The 25,665-nt window shown below is 71.3% G+C and carries 25 protein-coding genes and 1 pseudogene; 19 read left to right on the top strand and 7 right to left on the bottom strand.

Features of this window, described 5'->3' with window-relative positions:
* Positions 1-138: 138 nt before the first annotated feature.
* The gene (locus ACFQUZ_RS12960; protein ID WP_377441627.1) at positions 139-1,113 is read right to left on the bottom strand and encodes a Gfo/Idh/MocA family protein; all 975 of its coding nucleotides are present in this window, start codon (positions 1,111-1,113) and stop codon (positions 139-141) included.
* 60 nt (positions 1,114-1,173) lie between these two features.
* Between ACFQUZ_RS12960 and ACFQUZ_RS12965 the strand changes: the two genes are divergently transcribed.
* The 6 genes from ACFQUZ_RS12965 to pstB all read left to right on the top strand — a co-directional run bounded on the left by ACFQUZ_RS12965 (position 1,174) and on the right by pstB (position 7,034).
* A complete protein-coding gene (locus tag ACFQUZ_RS12965) occupies positions 1,174-2,001 on the top strand; it encodes an NUDIX hydrolase (protein ID WP_377441629.1) in 828 nt (275 codons plus the stop codon).
* A gap of 264 nt (positions 2,002-2,265) precedes the next feature.
* Positions 2,266-2,787 carry a hypothetical protein gene (locus ACFQUZ_RS12970; protein WP_377441631.1) on the top strand — a complete coding sequence of 174 codons (522 nt, stop codon included), beginning with the start codon at positions 2,266-2,268 and terminating at the stop codon, positions 2,785-2,787.
* A 197-nt stretch (positions 2,788-2,984) separates the two neighbouring features.
* Entirely contained in the window at positions 2,985-4,076 is a 1,092-nt protein-coding gene (pstS, locus tag ACFQUZ_RS12975) for a phosphate ABC transporter substrate-binding protein PstS (RefSeq protein ID WP_377441633.1), read from the top strand.
* A 112-nt stretch (positions 4,077-4,188) separates the two neighbouring features.
* The gene (pstC, locus tag ACFQUZ_RS12980) at positions 4,189-5,169 is read left to right on the top strand and encodes a phosphate ABC transporter permease subunit PstC (RefSeq protein WP_377441636.1); all 981 of its coding nucleotides are present in this window, start codon (positions 4,189-4,191) and stop codon (positions 5,167-5,169) included.
* Complete coding sequence (pstA, locus tag ACFQUZ_RS12985; RefSeq protein ID WP_377441638.1) at positions 5,166-6,236, top strand: phosphate ABC transporter permease PstA; 1,071 nt, start codon at positions 5,166-5,168, stop codon at positions 6,234-6,236. The genes pstC and pstA overlap by 4 nt, the downstream gene beginning before the upstream one ends.
* 18 nt (positions 6,237-6,254) lie before the next feature.
* A complete protein-coding gene (gene pstB / locus ACFQUZ_RS12990; RefSeq protein WP_377441640.1) occupies positions 6,255-7,034 on the top strand; it encodes a phosphate ABC transporter ATP-binding protein PstB in 780 nt (259 codons plus the stop codon).
* Positions 7,035-7,121: 87 nt separating this feature from the next.
* On the opposite strand, the gene mshD is transcribed toward pstB, so the two are convergent.
* The 3 genes and pseudogenes from mshD to ACFQUZ_RS13005 all read right to left on the bottom strand — a co-directional run.
* Positions 7,122-8,081, bottom strand: a complete 960-nt coding sequence (gene mshD / locus ACFQUZ_RS12995; protein ID WP_377441993.1) for a mycothiol synthase — start codon at positions 8,079-8,081, stop codon at positions 7,122-7,124.
* A 57-nt stretch (positions 8,082-8,138) separates the two neighbouring features.
* Positions 8,139-9,011 (bottom strand): polysaccharide deacetylase family protein, encoded by an 873-nt coding sequence (locus ACFQUZ_RS13000; protein ID WP_377441642.1) that lies wholly within the window; start codon positions 9,009-9,011, stop codon positions 8,139-8,141.
* 276 nt (positions 9,012-9,287) lie between these two features.
* Positions 9,288-9,977: pseudogene (locus ACFQUZ_RS13005) on the bottom strand (winged-helix domain-containing protein); the annotation flags it as partial.
* A gap of 495 nt (positions 9,978-10,472) precedes the next feature.
* Here ACFQUZ_RS13005 and ACFQUZ_RS13010 point away from each other — a divergent pair.
* The 5 genes from ACFQUZ_RS13010 to ACFQUZ_RS13030 all read left to right on the top strand — a co-directional run bounded on the left by ACFQUZ_RS13010 (position 10,473) and on the right by ACFQUZ_RS13030 (position 13,850).
* A complete protein-coding gene (locus ACFQUZ_RS13010; RefSeq protein WP_377441644.1) occupies positions 10,473-11,447 on the top strand; it encodes a hypothetical protein in 975 nt (324 codons plus the stop codon).
* Between the two features lie 67 nt (positions 11,448-11,514).
* The gene (locus ACFQUZ_RS13015; protein WP_377441646.1) at positions 11,515-12,300 is read left to right on the top strand and encodes a DUF2993 domain-containing protein; all 786 of its coding nucleotides are present in this window, start codon (positions 11,515-11,517) and stop codon (positions 12,298-12,300) included.
* Between the two features lie 97 nt (positions 12,301-12,397).
* A complete protein-coding gene (locus tag ACFQUZ_RS13020; protein ID WP_322791022.1) occupies positions 12,398-12,475 on the top strand; it encodes an Ms5788A family Cys-rich leader peptide in 78 nt (25 codons plus the stop codon).
* A gap of 202 nt (positions 12,476-12,677) precedes the next feature.
* Positions 12,678-13,526 carry a sulfurtransferase gene (locus tag ACFQUZ_RS13025; RefSeq protein ID WP_377441648.1) on the top strand — a complete coding sequence of 283 codons (849 nt, stop codon included), beginning with the start codon at positions 12,678-12,680 and terminating at the stop codon, positions 13,524-13,526.
* Positions 13,527-13,529: 3 nt separating this feature from the next.
* Positions 13,530-13,850, top strand: coding sequence for a DUF1416 domain-containing protein (locus ACFQUZ_RS13030; protein ID WP_377441649.1), 321 nt, complete (start codon positions 13,530-13,532; stop codon positions 13,848-13,850).
* A 57-nt stretch (positions 13,851-13,907) separates the two neighbouring features.
* On the opposite strand, the gene ACFQUZ_RS13035 is transcribed toward ACFQUZ_RS13030, so the two are convergent.
* Positions 13,908-18,311 carry a S8 family serine peptidase gene (locus tag ACFQUZ_RS13035; RefSeq protein ID WP_377441651.1) on the bottom strand — a complete coding sequence of 1,468 codons (4,404 nt, stop codon included), beginning with the start codon at positions 18,309-18,311 and terminating at the stop codon, positions 13,908-13,910.
* 297 nt (positions 18,312-18,608) lie between these two features.
* Here ACFQUZ_RS13035 and ACFQUZ_RS13040 point away from each other — a divergent pair, with 297 nt between their 5' ends.
* A complete protein-coding gene (locus tag ACFQUZ_RS13040) occupies positions 18,609-19,247 on the top strand; it encodes a winged helix-turn-helix domain-containing protein (protein ID WP_377441653.1) in 639 nt (212 codons plus the stop codon).
* 41 nt (positions 19,248-19,288) lie between these two features.
* Positions 19,289-20,164, top strand: coding sequence for a hypothetical protein (locus tag ACFQUZ_RS13045; RefSeq protein WP_377441655.1), 876 nt, complete (start codon positions 19,289-19,291; stop codon positions 20,162-20,164).
* Between the two features lie 48 nt (positions 20,165-20,212).
* On the opposite strand, the gene ACFQUZ_RS13050 is transcribed toward ACFQUZ_RS13045, so the two are convergent.
* Positions 20,213-20,575: a DsrE family protein gene (locus tag ACFQUZ_RS13050; protein WP_377441657.1), complete on the bottom strand. Its 363-nt coding sequence runs from the start codon at positions 20,573-20,575 to the stop codon at positions 20,213-20,215.
* 23 nt (positions 20,576-20,598) lie between these two features.
* Between ACFQUZ_RS13050 and mtfM the strand changes: the two genes are divergently transcribed.
* Both mtfM and ACFQUZ_RS13060 read left to right on the top strand, forming a co-directional pair.
* Entirely contained in the window at positions 20,599-20,700 is a 102-nt protein-coding gene (gene mtfM, locus ACFQUZ_RS13055; RefSeq protein WP_377441659.1) for a small membrane protein MtfM, read from the top strand.
* Positions 20,701-21,303: an FABP family protein gene (locus ACFQUZ_RS13060; RefSeq protein ID WP_377441661.1), complete on the top strand. Its 603-nt coding sequence runs from the start codon at positions 20,701-20,703 to the stop codon at positions 21,301-21,303. It begins immediately after the preceding gene.
* Positions 21,304-21,392: 89 nt separating this feature from the next.
* Here the strand turns inward: ACFQUZ_RS13060 and ACFQUZ_RS13065 are convergent, their stop codons facing one another.
* Entirely contained in the window at positions 21,393-22,232 is an 840-nt protein-coding gene (locus tag ACFQUZ_RS13065; RefSeq protein WP_377441663.1) for an aminotransferase class IV, read from the bottom strand.
* A 32-nt stretch (positions 22,233-22,264) separates the two neighbouring features.
* Between ACFQUZ_RS13065 and ACFQUZ_RS13070 the strand changes: the two genes are divergently transcribed.
* Genes ACFQUZ_RS13070 through ACFQUZ_RS13085 form a run of 4 tightly spaced genes read left to right on the top strand, consistent with a single transcriptional unit; the run spans position 22,265 to position 25,657 of the window.
* The gene (locus ACFQUZ_RS13070; protein WP_377441665.1) at positions 22,265-22,696 is read left to right on the top strand and encodes a Fur family transcriptional regulator; all 432 of its coding nucleotides are present in this window, start codon (positions 22,265-22,267) and stop codon (positions 22,694-22,696) included.
* Positions 22,693-23,805 (top strand): YgfZ/GcvT domain-containing protein, encoded by a 1,113-nt coding sequence (locus tag ACFQUZ_RS13075; RefSeq protein ID WP_377441667.1) that lies wholly within the window; start codon positions 22,693-22,695, stop codon positions 23,803-23,805. Before ACFQUZ_RS13070 ends, ACFQUZ_RS13075 begins: the two co-directional genes overlap by 4 nt.
* A 21-nt stretch (positions 23,806-23,826) precedes the next feature.
* Positions 23,827-24,666, top strand: coding sequence for a 3-keto-5-aminohexanoate cleavage protein (locus ACFQUZ_RS13080; RefSeq protein WP_377441669.1), 840 nt, complete (start codon positions 23,827-23,829; stop codon positions 24,664-24,666).
* 31 nt (positions 24,667-24,697) lie between these two features.
* Positions 24,698-25,657, top strand: coding sequence for an asparaginase (locus ACFQUZ_RS13085; protein ID WP_377441671.1), 960 nt, complete (start codon positions 24,698-24,700; stop codon positions 25,655-25,657).
* Positions 25,658-25,665: the final 8 nt, after the last annotated feature.

Here is a 25,665-nt window from a genome sequence, read left to right on the forward strand (position 1 = left end):
CCCCACCCCCACCCGGCCACCCCCACCCCCCACCCGGGTTGATCAAGAGGTTCGCGTCACCGAAGGCGCTCCCAGATGACGCAAACCTCTTGATCAACCCGGGTGGGGGTGGGGCCTGGTGGGGTGGGGCGGGGTGGGTTAGGGGTAGGTGACGCCGATGCGGGCGCGGATCTCGTCCAGCAGACCCATCAGCTCGAGTGTGGTGGCGTGCGGCACCAGGGGACTCTCCGGCAGACCGGCCGCGAGGCAGCGCTGCACCTCGGCGGCCTCGAACTGGAAGCCGGTGCCCGGGAACTCGACCGGTATCCGTTCCGGCTCCGCCGCCGCCTCGGCGCGATGCAGAGTCAGGTGGCGGGGAACGAAGAACGGCGCGGGCAACTCGATCCGGCCGTGCGTGCCGGTCACGGCTGCGGTCTGCCCGGTCGGGCCTACCAGCCCGCACGACATGGTGGCGACGGCCCCCGAGTCGTACCCGAAGAGCAGCCCGGTGTTCTCGTCGACGCCCTCCGGGGAGAGGCTCGCCCACGATTGCACCGTCGCCGGCGCGCCGAGCAGCAGGTGCGCCAGGTGGATCGGGTAGACCCCGAGATCGAGTAGGGCGCCACCGCCGAGTGCCCGATCGCGCAGCCGGTGCTCCGGCGGGAACGGGCCGGCCAGCCCGAAGTCGGCCCGCACCGACGTGATCCGGCCGATCGCCCCGTCGGCGATCATCTCGACCATCCGCCTGATCAGCGGATGGCAGCGCATCCACATCCCCTCCATGAGGAAGAGTCCCCGGGCGCGTGCCGTGTCGATCAGTTCGGCGGCGGTGGTCCGGTCGAGGGTGATCGGCTTCTCCACCAGCACCGCCCGGCCCGCCGTGAGGCACGTCATCGCGGCGTCGTGGTGCGCGACGTGCGGCGTGGCGACGTACACGACATCCAGGTCGTCGTCCGCGGCGAGTTCGCGCCAGGACCCGTACGCCCGGGGGATGCCGTGTCGGTCGGCGAACCGCGACGCGGCGTCGCGAGACCGCGATCCCACCGCGACCAGGTCGGCGTCCGGCACCAGCCGGAGGTCTTTCGCGAAGGCGGCGGCGATGCCGCCGGTGGCCAGGATGCCCCACCGAGTCATTCGGCGATCATGCCATCATCCTGCGGAGATTGGTCATCTCGCGGACTCTAAGCTCACGGGATGACGATCGACTTCCCGGTGCCCGAGTCGCTGGCCGAGCACGCTCGCCGGTTCGCCGCCGCCGGTGAACCACCCGCCACGCCGCGGGTGGCGGCCACCGTCCTGCTGTTGCGGCCCGCGCCCGGCACCGGATTCGAGGTGTACGTCATCCGCCGGCTCGCCGCGATGGCCTTCGGCGGCATGTACGCGTTCCCCGGCGGTGGGGTCGACCCGTCCGATTCGCAGGTGCACCTGGACTGGGCCGGACCGGATCCCGCGCGGTGGGGGGAGCGGTTGCGACTGAGCGCCGAGGCAGCCCAGGCGGTGGTCTGTGCGGCGGCCCGGGAGGTGTTCGAGGAGGCGGGCGTGTTGCTGGCCGGCCCCGGTGCCGGTGAGGTGGTCGGCGACGTCAGCGGCGCCGACTGGGAGGTGGCCCGGGTGGCGCTGGCCGGACACCGGGCGGGCTTCGCCGACCTGCTGCGGGAACGGCGGCTGACGTTCCGGTCCGACCTGCTGCTGCCGTGGAGCCGGTGGATCACGCCGGAGTTCGAGCCGCGCCGCTTCGACACGTACTTCTTCCTGGCGTTGCTTCCGGCGGGGCAGCGGACTCGGGACGTCTCCGGCGAGGCCGACCACACCATGTGGATCAGACCTGCGGACGCGGTGGCCCGGGTCGAGGCCGGTGAGCTGGCGATGCTGCCGCCGACCCTGGTGACGTTGACCCAGATCGCCCAGAGCACCGACATCGACTCGTTGGCCGCGGCCGCCGAGCAGCGGGACCCGGCGGTGCCGGTGACGCCCCGGCTGGAGATGGCTGCCAACACCCCCGCCCGCTTCGTCCTGGACTAACCCCACCCCCCTGCCCCGGCCCGCTGCCCCGGCCCCGGGCCCCCGGGCCCCCTTCTCTCGCCGATCTAGGGCAGATGGTCGTGATTGGAGATCGACTGACGACCATCTGCCCTAGATCGACGAGGAAAGGGGGTGGGGGTCAGGGCGGGGGAATGTTTGATCATGCGTTACCGAGCCGTGATACTTTGTCGCGCACATCGCGCGTAGCCGATTTCGCACCGCTGCGTTTTCTACAAAAGATCAGGCTGCCCTCGGACGGGGATCATGAGTCGACGGCATATCGGGCAGGGGACGGCGACCGCCGAGGAATTCGTGCACCTCGCCGTGCCCGCCGAGTACGTCGACCACATCGCCCGCCTTATCGAGGATCTCGATCGGCGTCCCCGCCCGATTCCGCGACCCGCGCCGAGGTCCCAGACCGCCCGTGCGCGGCATGGCCGGGAGTGGCCGGTGGCTGAGCTGCGTCGGTTCGCGAACGGTCGCTCCAGGACCCATCGGACCGTGACGGCGATCCTCGACCTGCTCTCCGAACGGCCTGGCCATCGGCTGCCGGTGGGAGACATCGCGGCCGAGCTGGGCAGTTCGGTCGACAAGGTGATCGGTGCGATGGGCGGGCTCACCCGCATCGTGAAGTCCCATCACGATTACGCCACATATGGTCTGCCGCTGCAACGGACCAGCGGAACGAGGCCGGATCGGTCGGCCGCCGTCTACTACAGCGTCACCCCCGAGCAGGCTCGCCGCTGGCTCCGCGTACGGCGGAACGGCGGAAACCGCATCGGGTGACCTTGTTCACGGATAGTGCGCTTTCGCCGGACCTGATGCTCATTCACTGGTGTCGGAACCTGCTGTTCACCTTTCGTTCACCATGCTCGGTCCGGCCGTTTATGAAGGGCTCGTAGCGTCCCCCTCGATCGCGATGGTGACTTCGCCATCGCCACCATCGGGCGGCGTTGCGCCCAGACCAGAGAGGCATCATCACCGTGAATCGCAAGTCCCTTCGGTTGGCCGCCCTGCCGGTCGCGGCCATGCTCTTCCTCGGCGTCGCCGCCTGCGGTGGCGATGACGACTCGGGCGCGGACTCCGGTGCGGCCGAGGTCAGCGGCAACCTCGCCGGTTCCGGGTCCTCGGCGCAGGGTGCGGCCATGCAGGCCTGGGTCGCGGGCTTCTCGGAGAAGTACCCGGACGCCACGGTCAACTACGACCCGACCGGCTCGGGTGCGGGCCGCAAGGCGTTCACCTCCGGCGGCGTGCAGTTCGCCGGTTCGGACGCCTACCTGAAGCCGGAGGAGGTGGAGGCCGCCAAGTCGACGTGCGGCGGCGACTTCATCGAGGTGCCCGGCTACATCTCGCCGATCGCGGTCGCCTACAACCTGGAGGGCGTGGAGGGGCTCAAGCTCTCCGCGTCGGTGATCGCGAAGATCTTCGACGGCAAGATCACCACATGGAACGACCCGGCGATCACTCAGCTCAACGCGGGCGTCAACCTGCCGGCTACGAAGATCACCACGGTGCACCGGTCGGACGAGTCGGGCACCACCGAGAACTTCACCGACTACCTGGCCCAAGCCGCCAAGCAGGACTGGCCGCACGAGGCTGACGGTAACTGGCCGGTGCAGGGTGGTGAGGCCGCGCAGGGCACCCAGGGCGTCGCCGCCGCGCTGCGGGGTGGCCAGGGCACCATCGGCTACCTCGATGCGTCGCAGGCCGGTGACCTCGGAGTGGCCAGCGTCCAGGTCGGCGAGGAGTTCGTCGAGTACTCGCCGGAGGCCGCGGCGAAGGTCGTGGACGCCGCCACGCGGGTCGAGGGTCGCGGGGACTATAGCTACGCCATCGACCTGCCGCGGGACACCACGGAGGCGGGCGTCTACCCGATCGTCCTGGTCTCCTACCAGCTCGCCTGCGTGCAGTACGACAGCAAGCAGAACGCCGACCTGGTGAAGGCGTTCCTCACCTACCTCGTCAGCGAGGAGGGCCAGAAGAAGGCCGCCGAGAACGCCGGTTCGGCCCCGATCACCGCGAAGCAGCGGGAGAACGCCACCAAGGCCATCGAGGCGATCAAGTCAGCCGCCTGACAACCGTAAACAAAGTGCGAATGGGTCCGGCTGGTCGATCGACGACCGGCCGGACCCGCCGCCGTCCGACAGAACCGATCTACAGCCACCCTGACGCTGAGGAGACGCACCAGTGACAACGCCCGCCACCGCGCAGAGCGGGGCGCCGACGGGCGGCGACCAGACACCGGGCTCGATGGGATCCAGCCGGCGGCTCGGCGACCGGATCTTCTCCGGCACCGCGACCGCCTCCGGCATCCTCATCCTGGTCACCCTCGCCGCCGTCGCCGCGTTCCTGCTCGTCGAGGGCTTTCCGGCCCTGGTCGCTCCCGCCGAGGACATTCCGGGTGAGCAGGGGTTCTTCTCCTACGTCGCCCCGCTGCTGTTCGGCACCGTGCTGGCGGCCACGATCGCCCTGGTCGTGGCGACCCCACTGTCGGTCGGCATCGCGTTGTTCATCTCGCACTACGCGCCGCGCCGGCTGGCACAGTTTCTCGGCTACCTGGTGGACCTGCTCGCCGCCGTGCCCAGCGTCGTCTACGGCCTGTGGGGCATCTTCTTCCTGGCGCCCCAGATGGTCCCGGTCTACCAGTGGCTGGAGAACAACCTCGGATTCATTCCGCTGTTCGCCGGACCGACCTCGGCCACCGGCCGGACGATGCTCACCGCCGGCCTGGTCCTGGCCGTGATGATCCTTCCGATCATGACCGCGGTGAACCGGGAGGTGTTCCTCCAGACGCCGCGGCTCCAGGAGGAAGCGTCGCTCGCCCTGGGCGCCACCCGGTGGGAGATGATCAAGATGACCGTGCTGCCGTTCGGCAAGTCGGGTGTCATAAGCGGCAGCATGCTGGGGCTCGGCCGGGCGCTCGGCGAGACGCTGGCGGTCGCCATGGTGCTCTCCCCGGCCGACGTCATTACCGGGAACCTCATCGGATCGGTAAACAGCAACACGATCGCCGCCAACATCGCCCTGGACTTCCCGGAGTCCAGCGGCATCGCGGTGAACGCCCTCATCGCCTCGGGCCTTGTCCTCTTCGCCCTGACCTTCGCGGTCAACTACGCGGCCCGCGCCATCGTCGCCCGCCGTCGTGACTTCTCGGGAGCGAACGCATGACCTCGACGACCAGCCCGCCCATCCAGCGTCAGGCTGGCTTCGCCACCGGCCATCGCACCCTGCCGGCCTGGGCCCCGTGGGCGATAGTCGTCGCCTGTCTGGCGCTCGGCCTGCTCGCCGGGACTGTGCTCGGCACCAGCATCTCGCTCGCCGTGGTGCTCGGCGTGGCGCTCACCGCGATCGTGCTGCCGCTAATCTCCCGGCAGGTCGAGGGTGGGCGCCGGGCAAAGGACCGGTTCGTGACGCTCGTCGTCACGGCGGCCTTCGCGCTCGCGCTGCTGCCGCTGCTCTCCCTGCTGGTCACCGCCATCCAGAACGGCGTCACCCGGCTGGACTGGGAGTTCCTCAGCTCGGACATGCGCGGCGTCCTCAAGGCCGGTGGCGGCGCCTACCACGCCATCATCGGCACCCTGCTCATCACCGGTGCCGCCGCCCTGATCTCCGTGCCGATCGGCATCATGACCGCTGTCTACCTGGTCGAGTACGGGCGCGGCAGGGTGGCGCGGGCGGTCACCCTGATGGTCGACGTGATGACCGGTATCCCATCGATCGTCGCCGGCCTGTTCGCGTTCGCCCTCTTCGCCATCTTCTTCGGTCCGAGCGTCCGGTTCGGCATCGGTGGCGCCGTGGCGCTGTCGGTGCTCATGGTGCCGGTCGTCGTGCGGTCGGTGGAGGAGATGCTCAAGCTCGTGCCGAACGAGCTGCGCGAGGCGTCGTACGCGCTCGGCGTGCCCAAGTGGCGGACCGTGGTCAAGGTCGTCCTGCGCACCGCGGCGGCCGGCATCGCCACCGGCGTCACCATCGCGGTGGCCCGGGTGATCGGCGAGACCGCGCCACTGCTGATCATCGTCGGAAGCACGAACTCGCTGAACACCGACCTGACCGACGGCCGGATGGCGTCGCTGCCGGTGTTCACCTACTACTCGTACACCATCCCGGGTGTGCCGCCGGAGTTCGGCGTGGACCGGGCCTGGGCGGCGGCTCTCACCCTGTTCATCCTCGTGATGGGACTGAATTTGATCGCCCGCCTGGTCTCCCGCTACTTCTCCCTGTCGAACAGCCGCTGACCGAGGAAAGGAACACTCGTGGCCAAGCGCATTGAAGTCGCCGACCTCGACATCTACTACGGCTCGTTCAAGGCGGTCGAGGGAGTCAACATGGCGATCGAGCCGTACTCCATCACCGCCCTGATCGGGCCGTCCGGCTGTGGAAAGTCGACATTCCTCCGGACGCTCAACCGGATGCACGAGGTGCTGCCGGGGGCGCGGGTCTCCGGCAAGGTGGCGATGGACGGGCAGAACCTGTACGACCCCGACATCGACCCGGTCACCGTGCGCCGGCACGTCGGCATGGTCTTCCAGCGCCCGAACCCGTTCCCGACGATGTCCATCTATGACAATGTGGCGGCGGGGGTGAAGCTCAACAACCGGCGGATGCGCAAGGCGTCGCTCGACGAGTTGGTGGAGACCTCGTTGCGCGGCGCGAACCTCTGGGAAGAGGTGAAGGACCGGCTGGGCCGCCCCGGGTCGAGCCTGTCAGGTGGCCAGCAGCAGCGGCTCTGCATCGCCCGCGCCATCGCCATCAAGCCGGACGTGCTGTTGATGGACGAGCCCTGCTCGGCCCTGGACCCGATCTCCACACTGGCGATCGAGGACCTGATCAACGAGCTGAAGGAAAAGTTCACGATCGTGATCGTGACGCACAACATGCAGCAGGCGGCCAGGGTCAGCGACCGTACCGGGTTCTTCAACATCGAGGGCACCGGCAAGCCCGGAAAGCTGATCGAGATGGATGCCACGCAGCGGATCTTCAGCAACCCGTCGGTGAAGGCGACGGAGGACTACATCACCGGCCGGTTCGGCTGACGCCACGCCCCCAGATGCGGAGGACCGCGGCAGGCGTCGGGCTGACGTCACCCCGTTGCGGAGGCCCGGGGCAGGCTGGGCCGGCGCTCAACCGGTGACCGGTCGCCGCCAGGTCACGTGGGCGCTCCACGAGCCGAACCCGAGCCGCTGGTAGAGCCGCATCGCCGGGGCGTTCGACTCGTCGACGTAGAGCATCACCCGGGGCAGGCCCCGGTCCCGTAGATGGGTGAGGCCGGCGAGGGTCAACGCCTTGCCCAGGCCGAGGCCGTGGGTGTCCGGGTCGACACCCAGCACGTACACCTCACCCATCGACCGGCCGTGGTCGGTGGCCGGGGGATGGACCTTGGTCCAGTGGAAGCCGAGCAGTCGACCGTCGTCGGCGGTGGCCAACAGGAACCCGGACGGGTCGAACCACGGCTCGGCCATCCGGGCGTGTAGATCGGCAATCGTCCACCGGCCCTGTTCCGGATGGCTGGCGAAGGCGCGGGCGTTCAGTGCGAGCCAGGCGGCGTCGTCGGCGCCCGGCGCGAACGGTCGCAGCGTGACCCCGGTGGGCAACTCCGGTCCGACGAGGTCGCCGGTGAGCGGACGGCGGAGCTGCCAGAGCACCCGGTCCCGGCGGAAGCCCAGGTCGAGCGCGATCGCCGCGGCCGACGGGTGGTCGCCGTGGGCCCAGACGCCCAGCGTGGTCCCGGTCGCCGGGCTGGCGCCCCCGGCCGCGGCAAGCACGGCTTCCACGAGGCTGCGGCCGAGACCCCGCCGCCGGTTCTGCGGGTGTACGACGAGTTCGGCGCTGAATCCGCGAGGACCGGGCGAGATGTCGAGGTGGGCGTAGCCGACCGGTGGCCCACCTGGTTCGCGGGCGATCAGGTGCGTGGTGGCCTCCGAACGGGGCTGCCGGAGCGAGAGCAGTACGTGCTCGGAGACGGGGGCGGCACCGTCCGCCCGGCCCGCCGACTCGGTCAAGGTGAGGACCGCCCGCACCTCGTCAGGCGTGAGCTGGTCGGCACGCGAGATGTGCACGTCACCGGACGAGGCTGCGTTGATCACACCTCCACCGTAGCCGGCACGTCCCGGTCGCCGGATGCCGCTCGGCCCGGCCGGTCAGCGTGGGGTGACCGGGCTCATGGCGGCTCGGGCGGCCGCGTAGACCGAGGGGGAGTAACGGGTGGGCAGCGCGCCGAGCTGGTACCGACCGAGCAGTTCGGGAAGCATCTCCGCCAGCGCGTCGGCCGTGCCCTGCCGGTCACCGCCCCCGTCGTGCAGCAGCACGATGGACCCGGGCGTGACGTTGAGCAGCACCCGTCCGTACACGACACTCGCCCCCGGTAGGGTCCAATCCCGCGGGTCCACGTCCCAGTGCACCGACGTCATGCCCATGGTCCGCGCGACCGCCACCACGGCCGGCGTCCAGTTGCCGCCGGGCTGGCGGAACAGCCGCACGGGTACGCCCGGCGCCGCCGCCCGGATCGCCGTGTCGGTGCGCAGCAGGTCGGCCTGGATGACCGCCGGATTCCGGTGGCCCAGCAGGACGTCATGGTTCCAGGAGTGGTTGCACAGCGTGTGGCCCTCGGCCGCCACGGCGCGCACCAACTCGGGGTGCGCCGCGGCGTTCTCACCGACCATGCAGAACGTGGCCTTGACCCGGTGCGCGCGCAGGATCGCCAGGATCTGCGGGGTGTACGCGGGGTCCGGGCCGTCGTCGAAGGTCAGTGCCACCTGGCTGGTGCCGGTGGTCAACCGGGCGCCGAACGGGCCGTCCACGTCGGCCGGCAACGGGGGAAGGCCCTCCTCCCGCCGGTCCGGGTTCGTGGACTGGCTGGCCGACGGTGAAGCGCGGGTCGGCTCGACCCCCGGGTCGTCCGGGAGGGCCGTCTCGGTCCCCACGACGCGGCCGATGGCGTAGACGCCGGAGAGGACTCCGGTGGCGAGGACGACCACCAGAACCAGGAGCCGTGCCGCCGGAGTGAACCTCATCGCGGGCCTCCATGTCGCCGTGCATGCGCCGGCGTACATGACGGGAGTAACCCTCATTGCCGGTCTCATCCGACAAGAAGCCTAGGTGCGAGCTATCCCGAGAAAATCCCGTTTTCGGATAACCTGCTCGAACAGGCTACGGTCGGGCGACCGGTGGAATCAGGCGTGGGCCGGCCGATCGGCGCGGCCATTGCGACTGGCGTCCCGCGAACCGGCGGGACGCCCGCCGTCGGCGGGACCGGCCGGCTCCAGGGGATTGATCTCCCCGTGCACCGGAGACTCGGGCAGTGACCGGGCGGGGGGCACGACGAACTTGTAACCCACCTGGCGCACGGTGCCGATCATCGACTCGTACTCCGAGCCCAGCTTGGCGCGTAGGCGCCGGACGTGCACGTCGACGGTGCGGGTGCCGCCGAAGTAGTCGTAGCCCCAGACCTCCCGGAGCAACTGGTCCCGGGTGAAGACCCGGCCCGGGTGCTGAGCCAGGAAGCGCAGGAGCTCGAACTCCTTGTACGTGAGATCCAGCGGCCGTCCCTTGAGCTTCGCCGCGTAGGTGTCCGGATCGATGCTCAGCTCTCCAGCCCGGACCAGTCCGGAGGCCGCGGCGGTGGCGGCGCTCAGCCGTCCGGTGGCCAGCCGCAGCCGGGCCTCGACCTCGGCCGGGCCGGCCCCGGTGAGAATCACGTCGTCGACGCCCCAGTCCGCGTTCACCGCGATCAGCCCGGCCTCGGTCACCACGGCGACCAGGGGCACGCCGAGGCCGGTGGCGTGCAACACCCGGCAGGTGGCGCGGGCGTCGCCGAGGTCGGTGCGGGCATCGACGAGAACCGCGTCCGGGCTGGGGCCGGCGACCAGGTTGCGGACGTCCCGGGGCGCGGTGCGAACCGAGTGCGGCAGCAGGTCGAGCGCGGGCAGGACCGCAGAGGGGCCGCCGGGAAGGGCGGAAACGAGAAGCAGTATCTGCACGGTGCACACCTCCGTCCATGCGGCGGACCGCCGCACGGTGGTCCCGGCTGCGCTGACGGGCAGTGAGGACGAGCCTAGCGGATGGTGCGCCCGACACCGCCGATACGTAGACCGATATACCCCTTCTGTGGGCACATGGCACCACAGATTTTTCCTCCCCGAAACGGTGGCCGGCGTGTTGCCTCCCGGGTCTGGCACGATCGGGGCGTGTTCCCCTCGACGCCTCCCGAGACTGGCCGGAACCGCCGGCCGGACGGTTCGCCCGGACCGCCCGGCCCGCCCCCCGGTCGGGACCCGCGCGGCTACCCAGGTGGTCCGGGTGGCTACGGCGACCAGCCCCGGCATCTGCCGGGGCAACCGGGTCGGGAGGCCCGGCCAGCAGGCCCAGGTCCGGCTGCCCGGCCAGGCCCAGGCCCAGGTCCGGCTGCCCGGCCAGGCCCCGGGCCCGGCGGGGACGCCCAGTCCGTTCCGCCCGGATCGGCCCCGAGGGGCCCGATGACCCCGCCCGGCCCAGCGCCCCGGAGCGGCCCGCCGGCCCCGTCGATTCCCGATCGGGACGGCCCGCCCACCGCCGGTCGGGAGAAGGCGAGCCCTTCGCCGGTTGGCACCGACGCGGATCCGCCGGACGAGGAGGCGACAACCGCCGTCGTTCCCGTCAACAGATCGCTGTCGCTCTCCGTCGCCGGTTTCGCCGCCCTGCTCGGGGTGGGCCTGGTGCTCGGTGCCCACACCGCCGGTCCGGGGCACCGGCTCCCGTTCACCGCGGTCGTCCTCGGAGTCCAGCTGCTCTACGTGCTGGCCTGGACGATGGCCATGCGCCCGCCCGCCCTGAAACTGGTAGCCGGCGTCAGCCTCGCGGTCGCCGCGGTCGCCGATGTCGCCGCGGTGCGGCCCACCCTCGCTGTGCTCGCCCCACTCGGGTACGTCGCGGCCGGCGGCTTCGTGGTGGCGGTGCTCGGACAGTTGATCCGGCGTACCGACCGGAACCGGGTGACCGAGTCCCTCGGTGCCACCCTGCTCATCGTGGTGGGAGTGGTGGCTTTCGGGACGTTGATCGTGCTGAGCCGGAAACCGGGCGGCACCCAGGCCATCTTCGTCTGCCTGACCGCGGCCGGCGTGGCGCTCGCCGTCGCGCGCCTCACGGACGCCGTGCTACCCAGGCCGCGACTCGCGCCCCAGGTGCCGCGCGGCGCTGTCGGAGTCGTGTTCGGGGCGATGTGCGGCACGCTGGCCAGCGCCGTGATGGGCAGCTACCTCGTCGCCTTCAACCCGACCGGCGCCGCCCTCGTCGGTCTGGTCGCGGCCGGTACGGCGGTCCTCGCCGATCTCGCCGTCGGCTACGCCGAGGCCGGCCGGCAGATGGCCGGGGAGGCGCCGACCATGTGGATAGCCCGGCACATGCAGGGACCGCTGGGCGGCTTCGCGCTGGCTGCCCCGGCGGCCTACGCGATCACCGTTTTCTGGCTCTGATTCAATCTTCCGCTATCCGGGTACAACGGTGCCCGGACCGAGCGCGGTAGCACGGACAGGAGGCGGCGTGGCCGACAGTTACGGGTACCAGGAGCGGCCTCGCCGCCGTGGTCGGAAGTTCCTGATCGGCCTGATCGTCCTGCTCGTCGTCCTGGGCGGGGCACTCGTCGTGGCCGACCGGTTGGCGGCCGGTTTCGCCGAGCGCGCCATCGCCGACCAGGTGCGCCAGGAGGTGGCGAAGCAGGATGCGAGCGCCTCGGTGCAGGACGTCTCGGTTGGCGGGTTCCCGTTCCTCACCCAGGTGTTGAACGGCCGGTACGAGTCCATCTCCATCGACCTGGCGAACGTCAGCGGCGCGGTGAACGGCACGGATTACGCCCTGCCGAGCGTCGACATCGACGCCCGTAACGTCAACGCCCCGCTGGACACCTTGCGGTCCGGCACCGGCGACGTGGTGGCCGAGTCGGTGACCGGCACCGGCACCCTCTCGTACGAGACGGTCACCAAGCTGATCAATCGGCCCGGGTTGCAACTCGCCGAGCAGGACGGCCAGCTCGCGGTCACCGCGCCGGTCAACCTGCTGGGCCAGGACTTCACCGTCCGCGGCACGGCTGACCTCTCGGTCGACAAGGGGCAGGTGGCGGTCCGGTTCAAGGACCTGAGCGCCGACGAACTGCCGGCCATCCCGCTCGCCCAGGCGGCGTTGAACACCTACGCCAACCAGATCTCGATCAACATCCCGTTGCCGAAGCTGCCGTTCCAGCTCACCGTGCGGGAGGTCCGGGCGCAGGCCGACGGGCTGGTGGTCACCGCCGACGCGGCGAACGTCCCGCTGCGCTCCACGGCCGGCTGAGCGACTGATCCTGAGATCCGCCGAGGCAGCCCGGGGCACTGTCCAGATCGTGGTCGTACGGTGACGCGGCCGGTCACCGCTGGTAGGCTCCCTGGCCATGGGGACGCTCCTCACCAAACGGCGCGCGGTCGACCTGTGCCGCGTGGCCACCTGCCTGTGTTGCCCCGTCATCTGACGGGGTCGCTCCCGGTCGCCTGAACGACGACCATCGGCACGCAGGTTTCGCGCATCCTCTTCCTGCTACTCGCCCGGCAGCGGCGCCGTCGCACGATCCCGTGATCCATCCACGTCTGGGTCCCGCGCGTGCCTGCCCCGCGACCGTAGCGATCTCCACGCGCTGGCTCACCACACACCTTCGAAGACCAAGGAGTGATCTGATGAGTCGCGACACCGCACTCGTCTCGGCTGACTGGGCCGAGAAGAACCTCGGCGCCCCGGGCGTCGTCTTCGTCGAGGTCGACGAGGACACCTCGGCCTACGACGGGGGGCACATCCCGGGCGCCGTCAAGCTCGACTGGCGCACCGACCTCCAGGACCCGGTGCGCCGGGACTTCGTCAACAAGACCCAGTTCGAGGCGCTGCTCTCCGAGCGGGGCGTCGGCAACGAGGACACCGTCGTCCTCTACGGCGGCAACAACAACTGGTTCGCCGCGTACGCGTACTGGTATTTCAAGCTGTACGGCCACCGCGACGTGAAGCTGCTCGACGGCGGTCGCAAGAAGTGGGAGCTGGAGGCCCGTCCGCTGGTCACCGATCCCGTCTCCCGGCCGGCGACGCGGTACGCGGCGCAGGAACCGGACAACTCGATCCGGGCGTTCCGGGACGAGGTGGTGACCGCCATCGGCACCAAGAACCTGGTCGACGTGCGGTCGCCGGACGAGTACGCCGGGCGCCTGCTCGCCCCCGCCCACCTGCCGCAGGAACAGGCACAGCGGGCCGGCCACGTGCCCACCGCGATCAGCGTGCCGTGGTCCAAGGCGGCCAACGAGGACGGCACCTTCAAGTCCGACGACGAGCTTCGCAGGATCTATGGCGACGCCGGACTGGACGAGGGCAAGGAGACCATCGCGTACTGCCGGATCGGCGAGCGTTCCTCGCACACCTGGTTCGTGCTCCAGGAACTGCTCGGCCACCGGAACGTGAAGAACTACGACGGATCCTGGACCGAGTACGGCTCGCTGGTCGGCGTGCCGGTGGCGCTCGGCGACGAGCCAGGGGAGGCCTGAGTCATGACCGCACCCACCGCCGCCGGATGCGCGGCACCCGACCAGGCCGCGCCGCTGCCGGCCAGCCTGGATCTGGAGAAGGAAACCGTCATCACCGGCGTGGTCCGGTCCGACTCCGGTGAGGCCGTGCCCGGCGCGTACGTCCGGTTGCTCGACTCGACCGGGGAGTTCACCGCCGAGGTGGTGACGTCACCGGTCGGCCAGTTCCGGTTCTTCGCCGCACCCGGGACGTGGACGCTGCGGGCGCTGTCCCGGCACGGCAACGGCGACACCCTGGTGACCGCGGGCCGCGGGATCAACGAGGTCGGCCTCACCGTCGCCTGACGAGCGGAACGGGCCCCTGGCAACGGTCAGCGTTGCCAGGGGCCCTTCCGTGTTACCTCATCGGCCGCTCGCCCGGGTGTCGCAGGACGTCACCGGATCGAGGACGTAATCCAGCGTGGTGACGAACCCCGCCGAGATGGTCGTCCGGGCCACCTCGGGGATCCAGCCGTCCTTCGCCGCGATCACGTCGTACCGGCCGCGCGGCAACCAGTACGCGTACCGGCCCTGGCCGTCCGTGGTGAGCGTGTAACCGGTGCCCGGACTGGCCAGCGAGTTGAGCCGGATCGTCGCGTTGCGGACCGGCACCCGATCACCGTCGCAGGGCTGGCCGAGCACCGTGCCCTGCAGCTTGCCCCAGCTCGCGGGCGGCTGCACGTGCATGGTGACCGAGACGCCCGACACCTGGTACGGCGTGTTCGACCGGAAGCCCAGCTCGGCGGTGTACGTGCCGGGCTGCTCCACCCCGGCGGCGGCCGTGGCGGTGAGCGTCACCGTCACGTTCCGGGACGCCCCGGGCGCGAGGGTGAACGTCGTCGGCGCGGCCGACAACCAGGACACGTCACCCTCACCCGCGCACTCGCCGAGGTCGTCGAGGCGCTCGGTTTCCGGCGAGCCGACGAACGAGGTCGGCGAGCCACCGATCTTGTACGCCCCGCAGGCGCCGGCTCCCCGGTACCTGGCGAACTGGGCGTTCGGCAGGTCCCGCCAGGCCCCCGCCGCCGGGTCGTACCCGACGGTGCGGTTCGTGACGGCAGTCGAGCCGCCGGTCACGCCGCCGGCGATCACCAGCAGGTCGCCCGTGGCGGCGTACTGGCCACCCCACAGGTCGATCGGCAGGTCCGGCAGCGGGCTCCAGGAGTCCGCTGCCGGGTCGTACCGGAAGGCGTCGGTGAACTCGGTGGTCCCGGCACCGCCGGCGCAGTAGACGCCGCCGGAGATGCCGCCGCAGGACATCCAGGAAACCGGATGCGGGTACGCCGCACCGGTGCTGAACGCCCCGGTGGCCGGATCGAAGATGACCGTGTCGTCGGTGTCGCTGCACTCACTGTCAGCACAGCCACCGACCAGGTACACCTTGTTGCCGGCGACGGCCGTACCGGCCGCCGATCGGGGGGCCGGGTTGGTGGTGCTCAGCGTGCTCCACGACCCGGCGGCAGGGTCGAACACGTCCACCGACGCGACCGGGTCACCGCTGGCACTCCAACCGCCGAGCACGTACACCTTGCCGTTGACCGCCGCCGCCGACGGCTTCGACCGGGCGGTGGGCAGGTCCGGCAGGGCCGTCCAGGAGTCACCGGCCGGGTCGTACACCCAGGCCTTCTTCTCCTGACCGGTGTCGGAACCGCCGCCGACGGAGTAGACCTTGCCGTCCAGGTTGGCGGCCGCGTTGTCGAAGACGCTGGCGGGCAGGTTCGCCACCCGGGTCCAGGCGTCGGCGACCGCGGTGGATGCCGGTGGCTGGCCGCCGTACTTCGCCCCGGTCCGGCTCTTGCTGATCCCCTTCACCGGCTGCTCGACCAGATCGGCACCCTTGCGGCGGAGCAGTTCGAAGCCGCCCGTCCGCTCCAGCACCTCGACCTCGGCCGCGGCGCTGCCGGTGTTGGTGACCCGCACGGTGGTGGTGCGCGTACTGCCGTACCGCTGGTGTGACTCGATTGTGGTCGGGCTGACCGTGAGCCGGCCGGCGCGGAGCGCGAAGTCGGCCCGTTTCACGCCGTCCGGGACGACCGCGACCGTCTTCGTGGCCGCCGCGTACGGTGACCTGCTGGCGGTGAACGGGTGTTCCCCGGTCTGGCTGGAGAACAACCAGTAGAAGCCGTCCGGGATGTTCGGGTCCTGCGGGGTGGCGGCCGAGACACCCTTGTCCGCCGGAGCCTCCACGCTGGACACGGTCACCCCGTTGAGTGGGGTCCCGGTGTTCTTGTCGGTGGTGAAGCCGACCACCAGGCCACCCGGCACCGGGTCACAGTTGCGGTTCACCACCTGGACGTTGTCCACCTCCCACCACCAGGCGAAGGTGCCCTGGAAGCGGAACCGGACCAGCGCGTCGGAGTCACCCGCCGCCGGAGTCAGCGGCACCTCCTCCACCCGCGGCCCGCGCCGGCTGGAGGTCTGATGCCAGACATTCACCCAGGTCTCGCCCCCGTCGACGGAGACGTCGATGTCCGCCGTGTCGGAGATGCCGACGGCCCGCCAGTCACTGTTGAAGCGCAGCAGCGGCGCCGAGGCGCCGGACAGGTCCAGCGGTGGGGTACGCAGGTCGGTGTCCTGCCGGTTGCCACTGCCCAGCGCGTCACTGTCGATGATGGCGAAGTTGCCCTCGCCGCCGGTGAGGTTGCCCCGCTCACCCGGGTCGTCGAACTGCCAGCCGCCGCTCGGGGTCCGGTTGACCACCGACCAGCCGGCCGGGGCGTCGGCGCCGTCGAAGGTCTCGGACAGCAACGGCTCGCCGAGGCTCGCCTGGTAACCGGGTGCGGTGCAGGCGGGGTCGACGGGCAGCACGATGTCGACCGTCCTGTTGGCCGCCTCGACCGTCACGTCGGTGGTCACCACCCGGTAGCCGGGGTACTGCGCGGTCGTGGTGAGCCGGTAGTCGGCACCGCCTGGGACCGTGAACGAATACCTGCCGGTGACGGGGTTGGTGAAGACCGGACCGCCGGGACGACCGGCGACCTCGATCTTCGCGTACAGCGGCCAGCCGTGCCCTGATCCGTCGGTGACGGTCCCGGAGACGGTGACCGACGGCGCGACCGCGAGCGCGAAGTTCTGTTCCACTGCGCCGCCCTCGGGCAGGGTGACGGTCGCGGTCTGCGCGACGTACCCGTAGGCACTGGCGGTCAGCGGGTACTCACCGGCCGGCAGGGTCAGCGCGTACCGGCCGTCGGGGCCGGTGGTGGCGCTGCGGTCGCCGGCCGTGACGGTGGCCCCGGCGAGCGGAGCGCCGTCGGCGGCCTTGGTGACGGTGCCGCTGATCCGGCCGACCGGTCCGCGCGGTGCGGCTTCGACGGCCTTGTACGCGTTGAGCCGGCCCTCACCGAATACGTTGTTGTCGTCGACGGTGCCGCCACAGGTGGTGGCGTCCATGTCGGTCGCCGTGTCGTCGAGCAGGGCCATGGTGGCGGCGAGGTCGCCGCGCAGGCTGGGTGCGGCCGACCACATCAGCGCCACCGTTCCGGAGACGTGTGGGGCCGCCATGGAGGTGCCGTTGAAGCGGGCGTAGCCGTCGCCCGGCACACTCGACCGGACATCGTCGCCGGGCGCCGCGATGTTCGGCTTCAGCCCACCATCCACCTGGGACGCGCCGCGACTGGAGAAGTCGGCGATCGAGTTGTCGATGCCGTACGCGCCGGCGGAGTAGGTCTCCGGGTAGTCGCCCGGCGATCCGGCGGTGCCGCAGCCCGGTCCGTCGTTGCCGTTGGAGAACATCGGGAACATGCCTGCCGCCCGCCAGGCGGCGACGGTCTGCTGGTACCAGGGGTCGTCCTGGCCGCCGCCCCACGAGTTGTTGACGACATCGGCGTGCAGGTCAGGGCGCGGGTTCTGGCCGTTGAGGTCGGTCGGCGCCAACACCCACTGGCCGGCCGCGAGCAGTGAGGCGTCCGAGCAGCTATTGGTCTCGCAACCCTTGGCCGCGATCCACTTGGCACCCGGCGCCACCCCGATCTGGTTTCCGGCGCCGTCGTCGCCGACCATCGTGCCCATCGTGTGCGTACCGTGGTCGTTGTTGTCGCACGGCGCGGGGTCGGGACAGATGCCGGCCGGGTCGAACCAGCTGTAGTTGTGGTCGAAGCCACCGCCGCCGGAGTTACCCCGGTACTTGCCGACCAGCGCCGGGTGGTCGTACTGCACGCCGCTGTCGATGTTGGCGACCACGATGCCCTCGCCGCGGACGCCGAACTCGGTCCAGACCCGGGGGGCCTCGACATTCGTGAGTCCCCATTCGACGGCCTGGGTGCCGGCCTTGGTGCCGGACGCGGTCGTCTTCGGCGTGATCAGCGGGTAGACACGGGCCGGATCGATCCGCTCCACCTCGGGGCGGCCGGCGATCGCGTCGACAACGCTCTTGTCACCCGTCACCCGGAGCGCGTTGGCGATCCAGAAGGCGGTGTACGGGACCTTGCGCCGGTCCAGCTCGGCCCGGAGTCCGTCCTGGCTGCGGTCGGCGGTGTCGGTGAGCCGCCGGTGCACCTCGGTGGCCCGCGCGCCGGAGTCGCGCAGCGTGGCCGTCCCGTTCAGGGTGGCCCGTTCGCGGAGATAGACGGTGAAGCTCGCCTTGCCCTTCGCGGCGAGTTCGGTCAGCAGATCCTTGCTGACCGTCGCCTTCGGCGAGGCCGGAGCGGCGCCGGCCGTTCCGGCGATGGCCGGCTGGGCGGTGACGCCGAGGACCACGGCGGCCAGGATCGCCATCGTGCGGCGCAGCGGTGAACCCCGGGACGGTCGTCCTGGTGGTCGCAGTGACATCGTTCCTCCCCACTGTTCCGGCGCCGTCGTCGGGATGGCCGGCGCCGATGCCGCAGTCCCGGTCTGTCCGGCACTGCCCCCGCGGTTCCGCACGGTTGGGTGGATCCGCGATGACTAGGGGTAATGCTCGGTAACCCAGTGCTGATGATCAATGGAGTCTGTCGATCAGTTCTCGGGCAGTCGTCGGTCAGCTGACCGACGCCCGCCTGAATCCGACATGCCGATTGCCGTTCATGACTGTTGACTCTGTCAATCTGACGCGTTTGGCTGGGCTGAGGTCGATGCCGGGAGGCCAATGTGTCCAATGGCCACGTTCCATTCTTCGTGTGCGTCTCCAGCGACGCCGGGGTCCGCCAGCACGTGGTGCGGCGACTCGACGATCTGGGTCCGGTGATGCTCTGCGCGGACCTGGCCGAGTTGCGGGCCATGCTGTTCGCGGTTCCGGACGGCACGCCCGCCGGGGATCTCCCCGCCGGACCCGCCGGCCCGCCTCCGGATACCGAACCCACCGGCTCGCCTCCGGCCACCCGATTCGCGGTGCACGGAGCGGTCGCGGAGTCGCCGTACACCGATCCGATGGACGCCGCCGGATTCCCGGACCGGGCCGTGGCCGGATTCCCGGACCGGGCCGTGGCCGGGCTGGTCTTCGGTGATCTCTCGGTCGATCCGGACGCGCACCTGGTGACCTGGCGGGGGATGCCGCTGACGGTGACCCGGCTGGAACGACAACTGCTCGCCAGACTGGTCAGCCCGCCGGTGCGGTTGTGGACCTACGAGCGGCTGTTCGCGTCGGTCTGGGGCGGCGCCTACCTCGGCGACACGGCCATCCTGCACTCCGCGGTCAAGCGGCTGCGCCGCAAGCTGCGCGGGCTGGACGGCGGGCCGCAGGTGCAGACGGTGCGCGGCGTGGGATACCGGCTCGCCTTCGACGGCTGACCAGATGCGGGTCCGGAACACCGGCATGCCACGATGACCGCGTGAGCACAGTCCCGCCGGTCGACCCGCACCGCGCCGCCGCTGCCCGGGGTGGGTCCGCCCGCCGCCGGTGGCTGCCGGTGGTGCTCCTGCTCTGGTTCGCGCTCCTGGCCGGCGTCGGGTATCTCTCCGCCCGGCAGGATCCGCCGAGCGTTCGCGAGCAGCGCAGCGTGGGGGAGGCCGAGCCACGTGTCGACCGGGCCGCCGGCGCACTCATCGCGGCCGCCGGGCCCGGTGTGCTGGCGGAACTGGGCGAAGCCCGCGTCGACCGGGGCTGCCGGCTGAGCGCCGTCTGGGACGGTGCCATCCTCACCCGTACCGTCACCGTCCGGACCGGGCCCGACGACGACGCAGCGAGAGTGCTGGACCTGATCGCGGACGGGCTCCCCGCCGAATACCGAGCGGGAACCCGGCCGGGCGGGAACGGTGACGGGCCCCGGTTGCGGGCCGACGCGGGCGAGTTCGTCTCGGTCACCGGCGCCGTCACCGCGCCGGGGCTGATCGAACTGACGATCGCCACCGGCTGCCGGCCGGCCGAGCCACCGGCCACCGGCGAGGAACTCACCATCGGAGCGCCGGTGGACGGCGAACCGGCCCGGATCCTCACGGCGCTCGGGCTGCCCGCGCCGGAACCGGACCGGCAGAGCCGGACGGTGGCGCCCTGCCCGGGAACCGGTGCCACGTACACCGCCCGAGCTACCGCGCCGGGAACCCCGACGGCCGGCCTCGCCGCGGCGCTGGGTCCGCTCGCCACCGGTGGGTCCGTCGTGGTCGACACCCCTGAGCTGTACGGCTACCGCTCGGATCGGTACGGCGTGACGGCCAGGGTCGTCGACGGGGAGACCCGGGTCACCGTCACCAGCGGCTGCCCCGCCTGACGGCACGCCGGTCAGCATCGGCGCGCCGTCGGTATCGGTACGCGCCGGTCAGTAGACCAGCGCCTGCGCGTCGTCGGCGAGCGCCTCCTCGACGAAGGTGGCCGCCCCGGCGATGCGTACCCCGGGCAGCACGTCCGCGTCGGTGATGCCGCGTCGCGCCGCGCACTGGGTGCACGCGGTGACCCGGCCGCTGGTGAGCAGCACGTGCAGCAGTTCCGCCAGCGGAGCCGAGTGCGGCAGTTCGAACTCCTGGGCCCGGCCCGGCAGCGCGAACCAGGTCGACTCGCCGGTGAGCCAGAGCGACACCTCCACCCCGGCGGCGACGGCAGAGGCGGCGACGGTGAATGCCTGGGCGCAGCGCTCCGGCGCGTCGCTGCCCGCGGTGACCTTGACGACCAGGGTGCGTGCCATCCGGCCAGCATAGGATGGGCGGGATGGTCACCGAGATCGGGTTCGTGAGCCTGCTGGTCGCGGGTTTCGGCGCGCTCGCCGGTGGCCTGGTCTACCTGGCAGTGAAGATCTCGAGAGGCCGTTAAGTGACGAGCAGTCCGTCGGAGGAGAACCCCCTGCAACCACCGTGGCTCAACGCGCCACCGGTGGAGCCGTACCCGTTCGAGGAGACGTACGACCTGCGTCGTGGCCCGGATCTGCATCCGGCACTGCTCGGTCTGTTGCCGTACGTCGGCCGGTGGCGTGGGCGGGGCCGGGGTGGCTACCCCACCATCGAGGACTTCGACTACGCCCAGGAGATCGAGATCACCCATGACGGGCGGCCGTTCCTGCACTACCGGTCGCGTGCCTGGATGCTCGACGAGCAGAGCAAGCCGGTCCGCCCGTTGGGTCGGGAGGAGGGCTGGTGGCGACCGGTGCTGGACGGTGACCGGGCCACCGACGACCTGGAGGCGTTGCTTACCACTCCCACCGGCGTGATGGAGCTTTACCTGGGCAGGGTCACCGGCACCCGGGTGGAGATGGCCACCGACGCGGTGCTGCGTACCGCCACCGCCAAGGAGGTCACCGCCGGGCACCGGCTCTTTGGCATCGTCGAGGGAGCCCTGCTGTACGCCCAGGAGATGGCCGCCGTCGGTCAGCCCCTCTCCCCGCACCTGTCCGCCCGCCTCCTCCGCGTAGGCGGCTGACCCCCATTCAGGGCCGTTGATCAAGAGGTTTGCGTCACCGAGAGCGCTCGCCGGTGACGCAAACCTCTTGATCAACTATCGAAGGGGGGTCAGAAGCCTAGGAGGTGGCGGATGGCTTGGGTGTGGGGGGAAGGGGGGAGGGGGATGCCGTCCAGGCGGCGGACCTCGGTCAGGCCGCGGACGGATGAGGTCAGCCACACTCCGCCGGTCGAGCCGCGCAGGTCGCCCGGCGTGGTCATCCGCTCGGCGGCCGACCAGCCGAGGTCCCCGGCGTGCGCCAGCAGCCAGGCGGCGGTGACGCCCGGCAGCACACCGGTCGGCCGGGCCGGCACCGTGCACAGCGTCTCCCCGTCCAGCCAGACGACGTTGGCCGTCGGCGCCTCCAGGGCGTACCCGTCGGTGGAGATCCAGAGCACGTCGTCGACGCCGTGCGCGGCGGCCCAGCGGCGACTGGCCGCGGTTACCCCGTACGACAGGGTCTTGAGTCCGGACAGCAGCCAGGGCAGCGCGGGGCGCGCCGTGGCGGTGACGCCGAGCGACAGGGTGGCGACCGTCACTCCGGTCTCCCGCGCCCGGACCGAGCCGGGCGCCACCTCGGCCAGCCGGGCGATCACCGTGGATGCGCCGCCGTCGGGGCCGCGGGTGCAGGTCAACCGCAGGGCGCCGGGCAACTCGGCCGGCCAGCGTGCGCACACCGTGTCCAGCAGGCCGATCAACTCGCCGGCGTCCGGCACCGGCAGTTCCAGCGCCGTCGCGGCCAGCGCCAGCCGGGCCAGATGTTCGGTGGCCAGCCAGGGCCGGCCCCCGCGCACGTGCATGGTCTCGTAGACGCCGTCGCCGAGCAGCAGCCCCGGGTCGTCGGCGCGGACCACGGGCGCGTCGGCGGGGACCACACCCCGCCCCAGTACCGCCACCACCACCCCGGACATGGGAGCGATCGTATCCGCCGAACTATGCTCCAATGGTGTCGGAAACGGACCTCGCCGAGCTGCTGCGATCCCGAGGGCTGCGGCTGACCGCCCAGCGGCAGCTGATCCTGGAGGCGGTCCACGAGTTGGGGCACGCCACCCCGGAGCAGGTGCACTCGGCCGTGCGTGAGGTGGCCGCCGGGATCAACATCACTACCATCTATCGCACCCTGGAGCTGCTGGAGCGGCTCGATCTGGTGACCCACACCCACCTCTCGCACGGGGCGCCGACCTACCACCCGGCCGGCGCCGACCAGCATGTCCACCTGGTCTGCCGCAACTGCGGGACGGTCGACGAGATGGATCCCGAACTGCTGCGCCCGGTGACCGACCGGCTGGCGGCGGAGCGGGGGTTCCGGGTCGACATCGGGCACGTGGCCCTGTTCGGGGTCTGCGGCAGGCGGGAATGCGGGGAGCAGTCATGATCGATGTAGCCGGTGCGGTCGCGGTCGACGCGATCGACGAGCAGACCAGGGACCGGCCCGAGCCGGCCCACGCCGCGGCCGGGGTACGCCCGGTGGCGGCCCACTACGGCGACCCGATGCGCGAGCAACGACAGGCGGCTACCGACGTCGGCCTGGTGGACCGCTCGCACCGGGGTGTGGTCGCCCTGACCGGCGAGGAACGGATCGGCTGGCTGCACACGGTCACCTCGCAGCATGTGGCCGCGCTGGCCGCCGGCCAGGGCACCGAACTGCTGGTGCTGTCCCCGCACGGGCACGTCGAGCAGCATGCCCAGGTCGCCGAGGAGGGCGGCACCACCTGGCTGGACACCGAACCCGGGGACACCGGCGGCCTGCTCGACTACCTGACGAAGATGCGGTTCTTCAGCCGGGTGGACCTCGCCGACGCGACCGCCGACTGGGCCCTGCTCTCGCTGGTCGGCCCGCGCGCTGTCGAAGCCGCCGGCACGCTTGGCGTGACCGCGCTGGCCGAGCCCGAGGTCGCCGCCGTACCGGGTGCGAAGTTCGCCGCCGGGTCCGTGCCCTCCGGACCGACCGCGCGGTACGACGTACGCCCGCTGCCCGATGGTGGCTGGGTCCGGCGCGGCCGGCTCGGGGTGGACCTGCTGGTGCCCCGGGCGGCCCTGGGATCGGTCACCAGGTCATTCGCGGCGGCCGGGGTGCCCGCCGTCGGGTTGTGGGCGTACGAGGCGCTGCGGGTGGCCGCCCGGCTGCCCCGGGTGGGCTTCGAGACCGACCACCGCACCATTCCGGCCGAGGTGGATCTGATCGCTCCCGCGGTGCACCTGGACAAGGGCTGCTATCGGGGGCAGGAGACGGTGGCCCGGGTGCACAACCTGGGCAAACCGCCCCGCCGGCTGGTGCTGTTGCACCTGGACGGCATGGTCAGCGACCAGATGCCGGCGGCGGGAACGCCGGTGACCAGGGACGAGCGGCAGGTCGGCTTCGTCGGCACGGCGGTCCGGCACTACGAACTGGGCCCGATCGCGCTGGCGGTCGTGAAGCGGAACGTCCCGGACGACGCGAAGCTGCTGGTCGCCGGCTCGGCGGCCGCCATCGACCCCGAGTAGGAAGGGCCCTAGGATCCGCCCATGACGACAGGGACGTTGATCACCGTGGCGCCCACCGGTGCCGAGTCGGCCAAGGCCGACGTGCCGGCCCTCCCGGTGACGCTTGACGAACTCGTGGCCACCGCCAAGGAGTGCGAGGCACTGGGCGCATCCGTGATCCATGTCCACATCCGTGACGATGACGCTCGTCCCACGCTCGACCTCGGTCGGTTGCGGGACACTGTGGCGGCGTTGCGGGACAGCACCGACCTGGTGGTGCAGTTGTCCAGCGGCGGCGCGGTCACCGATCCAGAGGCCCACCGGCTGGCGGTGCTGGAGGCCGCCCCCGACATGGCTTCGTGCACCATGGGCACCGTCAACTTCGGCGACGACGTGTTCCTCAACCGGTGGGAGTTCATCGTCGACCTGCACACCCGGATGCGGGATCGGGGGATCGTGCCGGAGTACGAAATATTCGACCTGGGGCATCTCACGGCGCTCGTCCGGCTGCTCGACAAGCACGGGCTGCCGGCCGGTGGGCACGTGCACGTGGATTTCGTGATGGGAGTGCCCGGCGGCATGCCGGGCACCACCGAAGCGCTTGTGGCGTGCCGGCAGGCGCTGCGGGAACTGCCGGCGGGGACCACCTTTTCGGCGACCGGCATCGGTCGCACGACGATCCCGGTCATGCTCGCCTCGCTGTCCGCCGGTGGGCACCTGCGGGTCGGCATGGAGGACACCGTCACGTACGCGAAGGGACGTCCGGTCGAGTCGAACATGCAACTCGTCGCCCGGGCAGTGGCCTTCGCCCAACTTGCCCAGCGACCGCCGCTGACCCCGGCCGAGGTCCGTGAGCTGCTCGGAGTGCCGCCCCATCGCTGATCGTTTGTCGGTCGCTGGGTAGGTTGCCCAGGTGTCGAAGACGTACGAGGGTGGCGTCCCGCTCGCCGAGGTGGTCCGGTCCGGCTTCGTGGAGGGCCTGCACCGCGGCTCCGTGGTGGTGCTCGACGCGTCGGGGGCGGTCCGCGCGGCGGCGGGCGATGTCGCCTCGCCGGTCTTCCCACGGTCGTGCGGCAAGCCGCTGCAGGCGGTCGGGATGCTCCGCGCCGGCCTCCGGCTCGCCGACCCCGCGGATCTGGCCCTGGTGGCGGCCAGCCACGACGGCGAGGATTTCCACGAGACCCGGGTGCGCGCGCTGCTGGCCACGGCAGGGGTGACCGAGTCGGCGCTGCGCTGCCCGCCCGACCTGCCGTTGGGCGAGGCGGCCAGGACGGCGCTGCTGCGTGCTGGAGGCGGCCCCACCCGGTTGCGGATGAACTGCTCCGGTAAGCACGCGGGGATGCTGCTCACCTGCCTGGCGGCGGGTTGGCCGGTGGACGGCTACTGGCGGCCGGAGCACCCGTTGCAGGAGCGACTGCGAGCGACCGTGACCGAGTTGACCGGGGAGAGCGTCGCGGCGGTCGGGGTGGACGGGTGCGGCGCGCCGGTGCTGGCGGTTTCGCTGACGGGCCTGGCCGGCGCGTTCCTCCGGCTGGTGGCCGCTGCGCCGGGGTCGCCGGAGCGGGCGGTGGCCGACGCGATGCGGGACCACCCCGAGCAGGTGGGCGGGACGGATGCCCGGGACACCAGGCTGATGGCCGGCGTACCCGGGTTGCTGGCCAAGTTCGGCGCCGAGGCGGTGCAGGCGGTGGCGATCCCCGGGGTGGGTGCGGTGGCCATCAAGGTCGATGACGGGGCGCCGCGGGCGCTGATGCCCGTCCTCGCTTCGGCGCTGGGTCGGCTGGGTGTCACCGCGCCGGTACTGGGGGAGCTGGCCGATCAGCCGGTGTACGGCGGTGGGGAGCCGGTCGGGGCAGTCCGGGCCATCTGGTGACGTTGCTA

The sequence above is a fragment of the Plantactinospora sp. GCM10030261 genome, from assembly GCF_042666615.1.
Lineage (GTDB): Bacteria > Actinomycetota > Actinomycetes > Mycobacteriales > Micromonosporaceae > KBS50.

Excerpts from the sequence above, each read along its gene's own strand:
- ACFQUZ_RS12960 (WP_377441627.1), bottom strand. The coding sequence starts at position 1,113 with ATGACTCGGTGGGGCATCCTGGCCACCGGCGGCATCGCCGCCGCCTTC.
- ACFQUZ_RS12965 (WP_377441629.1), top strand. The coding sequence starts at position 1,174 with ATGACGATCGACTTCCCGGTGCCCGAGTCGCTGGCCGAGCACGCTCGC.
- ACFQUZ_RS12970 (WP_377441631.1), top strand. The coding sequence starts at position 2,266 with ATGAGTCGACGGCATATCGGGCAGGGGACGGCGACCGCCGAGGAATTC.
- pstA (WP_377441638.1), top strand. The coding sequence starts at position 5,166 with ATGACCTCGACGACCAGCCCGCCCATCCAGCGTCAGGCTGGCTTCGCC.
- ACFQUZ_RS13000 (WP_377441642.1), bottom strand. The coding sequence starts at position 9,011 with ATGAGGTTCACTCCGGCGGCACGGCTCCTGGTTCTGGTGGTCGTCCTC.
- ACFQUZ_RS13010 (WP_377441644.1), top strand. The coding sequence starts at position 10,473 with ATGACCCCGCCCGGCCCAGCGCCCCGGAGCGGCCCGCCGGCCCCGTCG.
- ACFQUZ_RS13020 (WP_322791022.1), top strand. The coding sequence starts at position 12,398 with ATGGGGACGCTCCTCACCAAACGGCGCGCGGTCGACCTGTGCCGCGTG.
- ACFQUZ_RS13025 (WP_377441648.1), top strand. The coding sequence starts at position 12,678 with ATGAGTCGCGACACCGCACTCGTCTCGGCTGACTGGGCCGAGAAGAAC.
- ACFQUZ_RS13030 (WP_377441649.1), top strand. The coding sequence starts at position 13,530 with ATGACCGCACCCACCGCCGCCGGATGCGCGGCACCCGACCAGGCCGCG.
- ACFQUZ_RS13035 (WP_377441651.1), bottom strand. The coding sequence starts at position 18,311 with ATGTCACTGCGACCACCAGGACGACCGTCCCGGGGTTCACCGCTGCGC.
- ACFQUZ_RS13050 (WP_377441657.1), bottom strand. The coding sequence starts at position 20,575 with ATGGCACGCACCCTGGTCGTCAAGGTCACCGCGGGCAGCGACGCGCCG.
- mtfM (WP_377441659.1), top strand. The coding sequence starts at position 20,599 with ATGGTCACCGAGATCGGGTTCGTGAGCCTGCTGGTCGCGGGTTTCGGC.
- ACFQUZ_RS13065 (WP_377441663.1), bottom strand. The coding sequence starts at position 22,232 with ATGTCCGGGGTGGTGGTGGCGGTACTGGGGCGGGGTGTGGTCCCCGCC.
- ACFQUZ_RS13070 (WP_377441665.1), top strand. The coding sequence starts at position 22,265 with ATGGTGTCGGAAACGGACCTCGCCGAGCTGCTGCGATCCCGAGGGCTG.
- ACFQUZ_RS13075 (WP_377441667.1), top strand. The coding sequence starts at position 22,693 with ATGATCGATGTAGCCGGTGCGGTCGCGGTCGACGCGATCGACGAGCAG.
- ACFQUZ_RS13080 (WP_377441669.1), top strand. The coding sequence starts at position 23,827 with ATGACGACAGGGACGTTGATCACCGTGGCGCCCACCGGTGCCGAGTCG.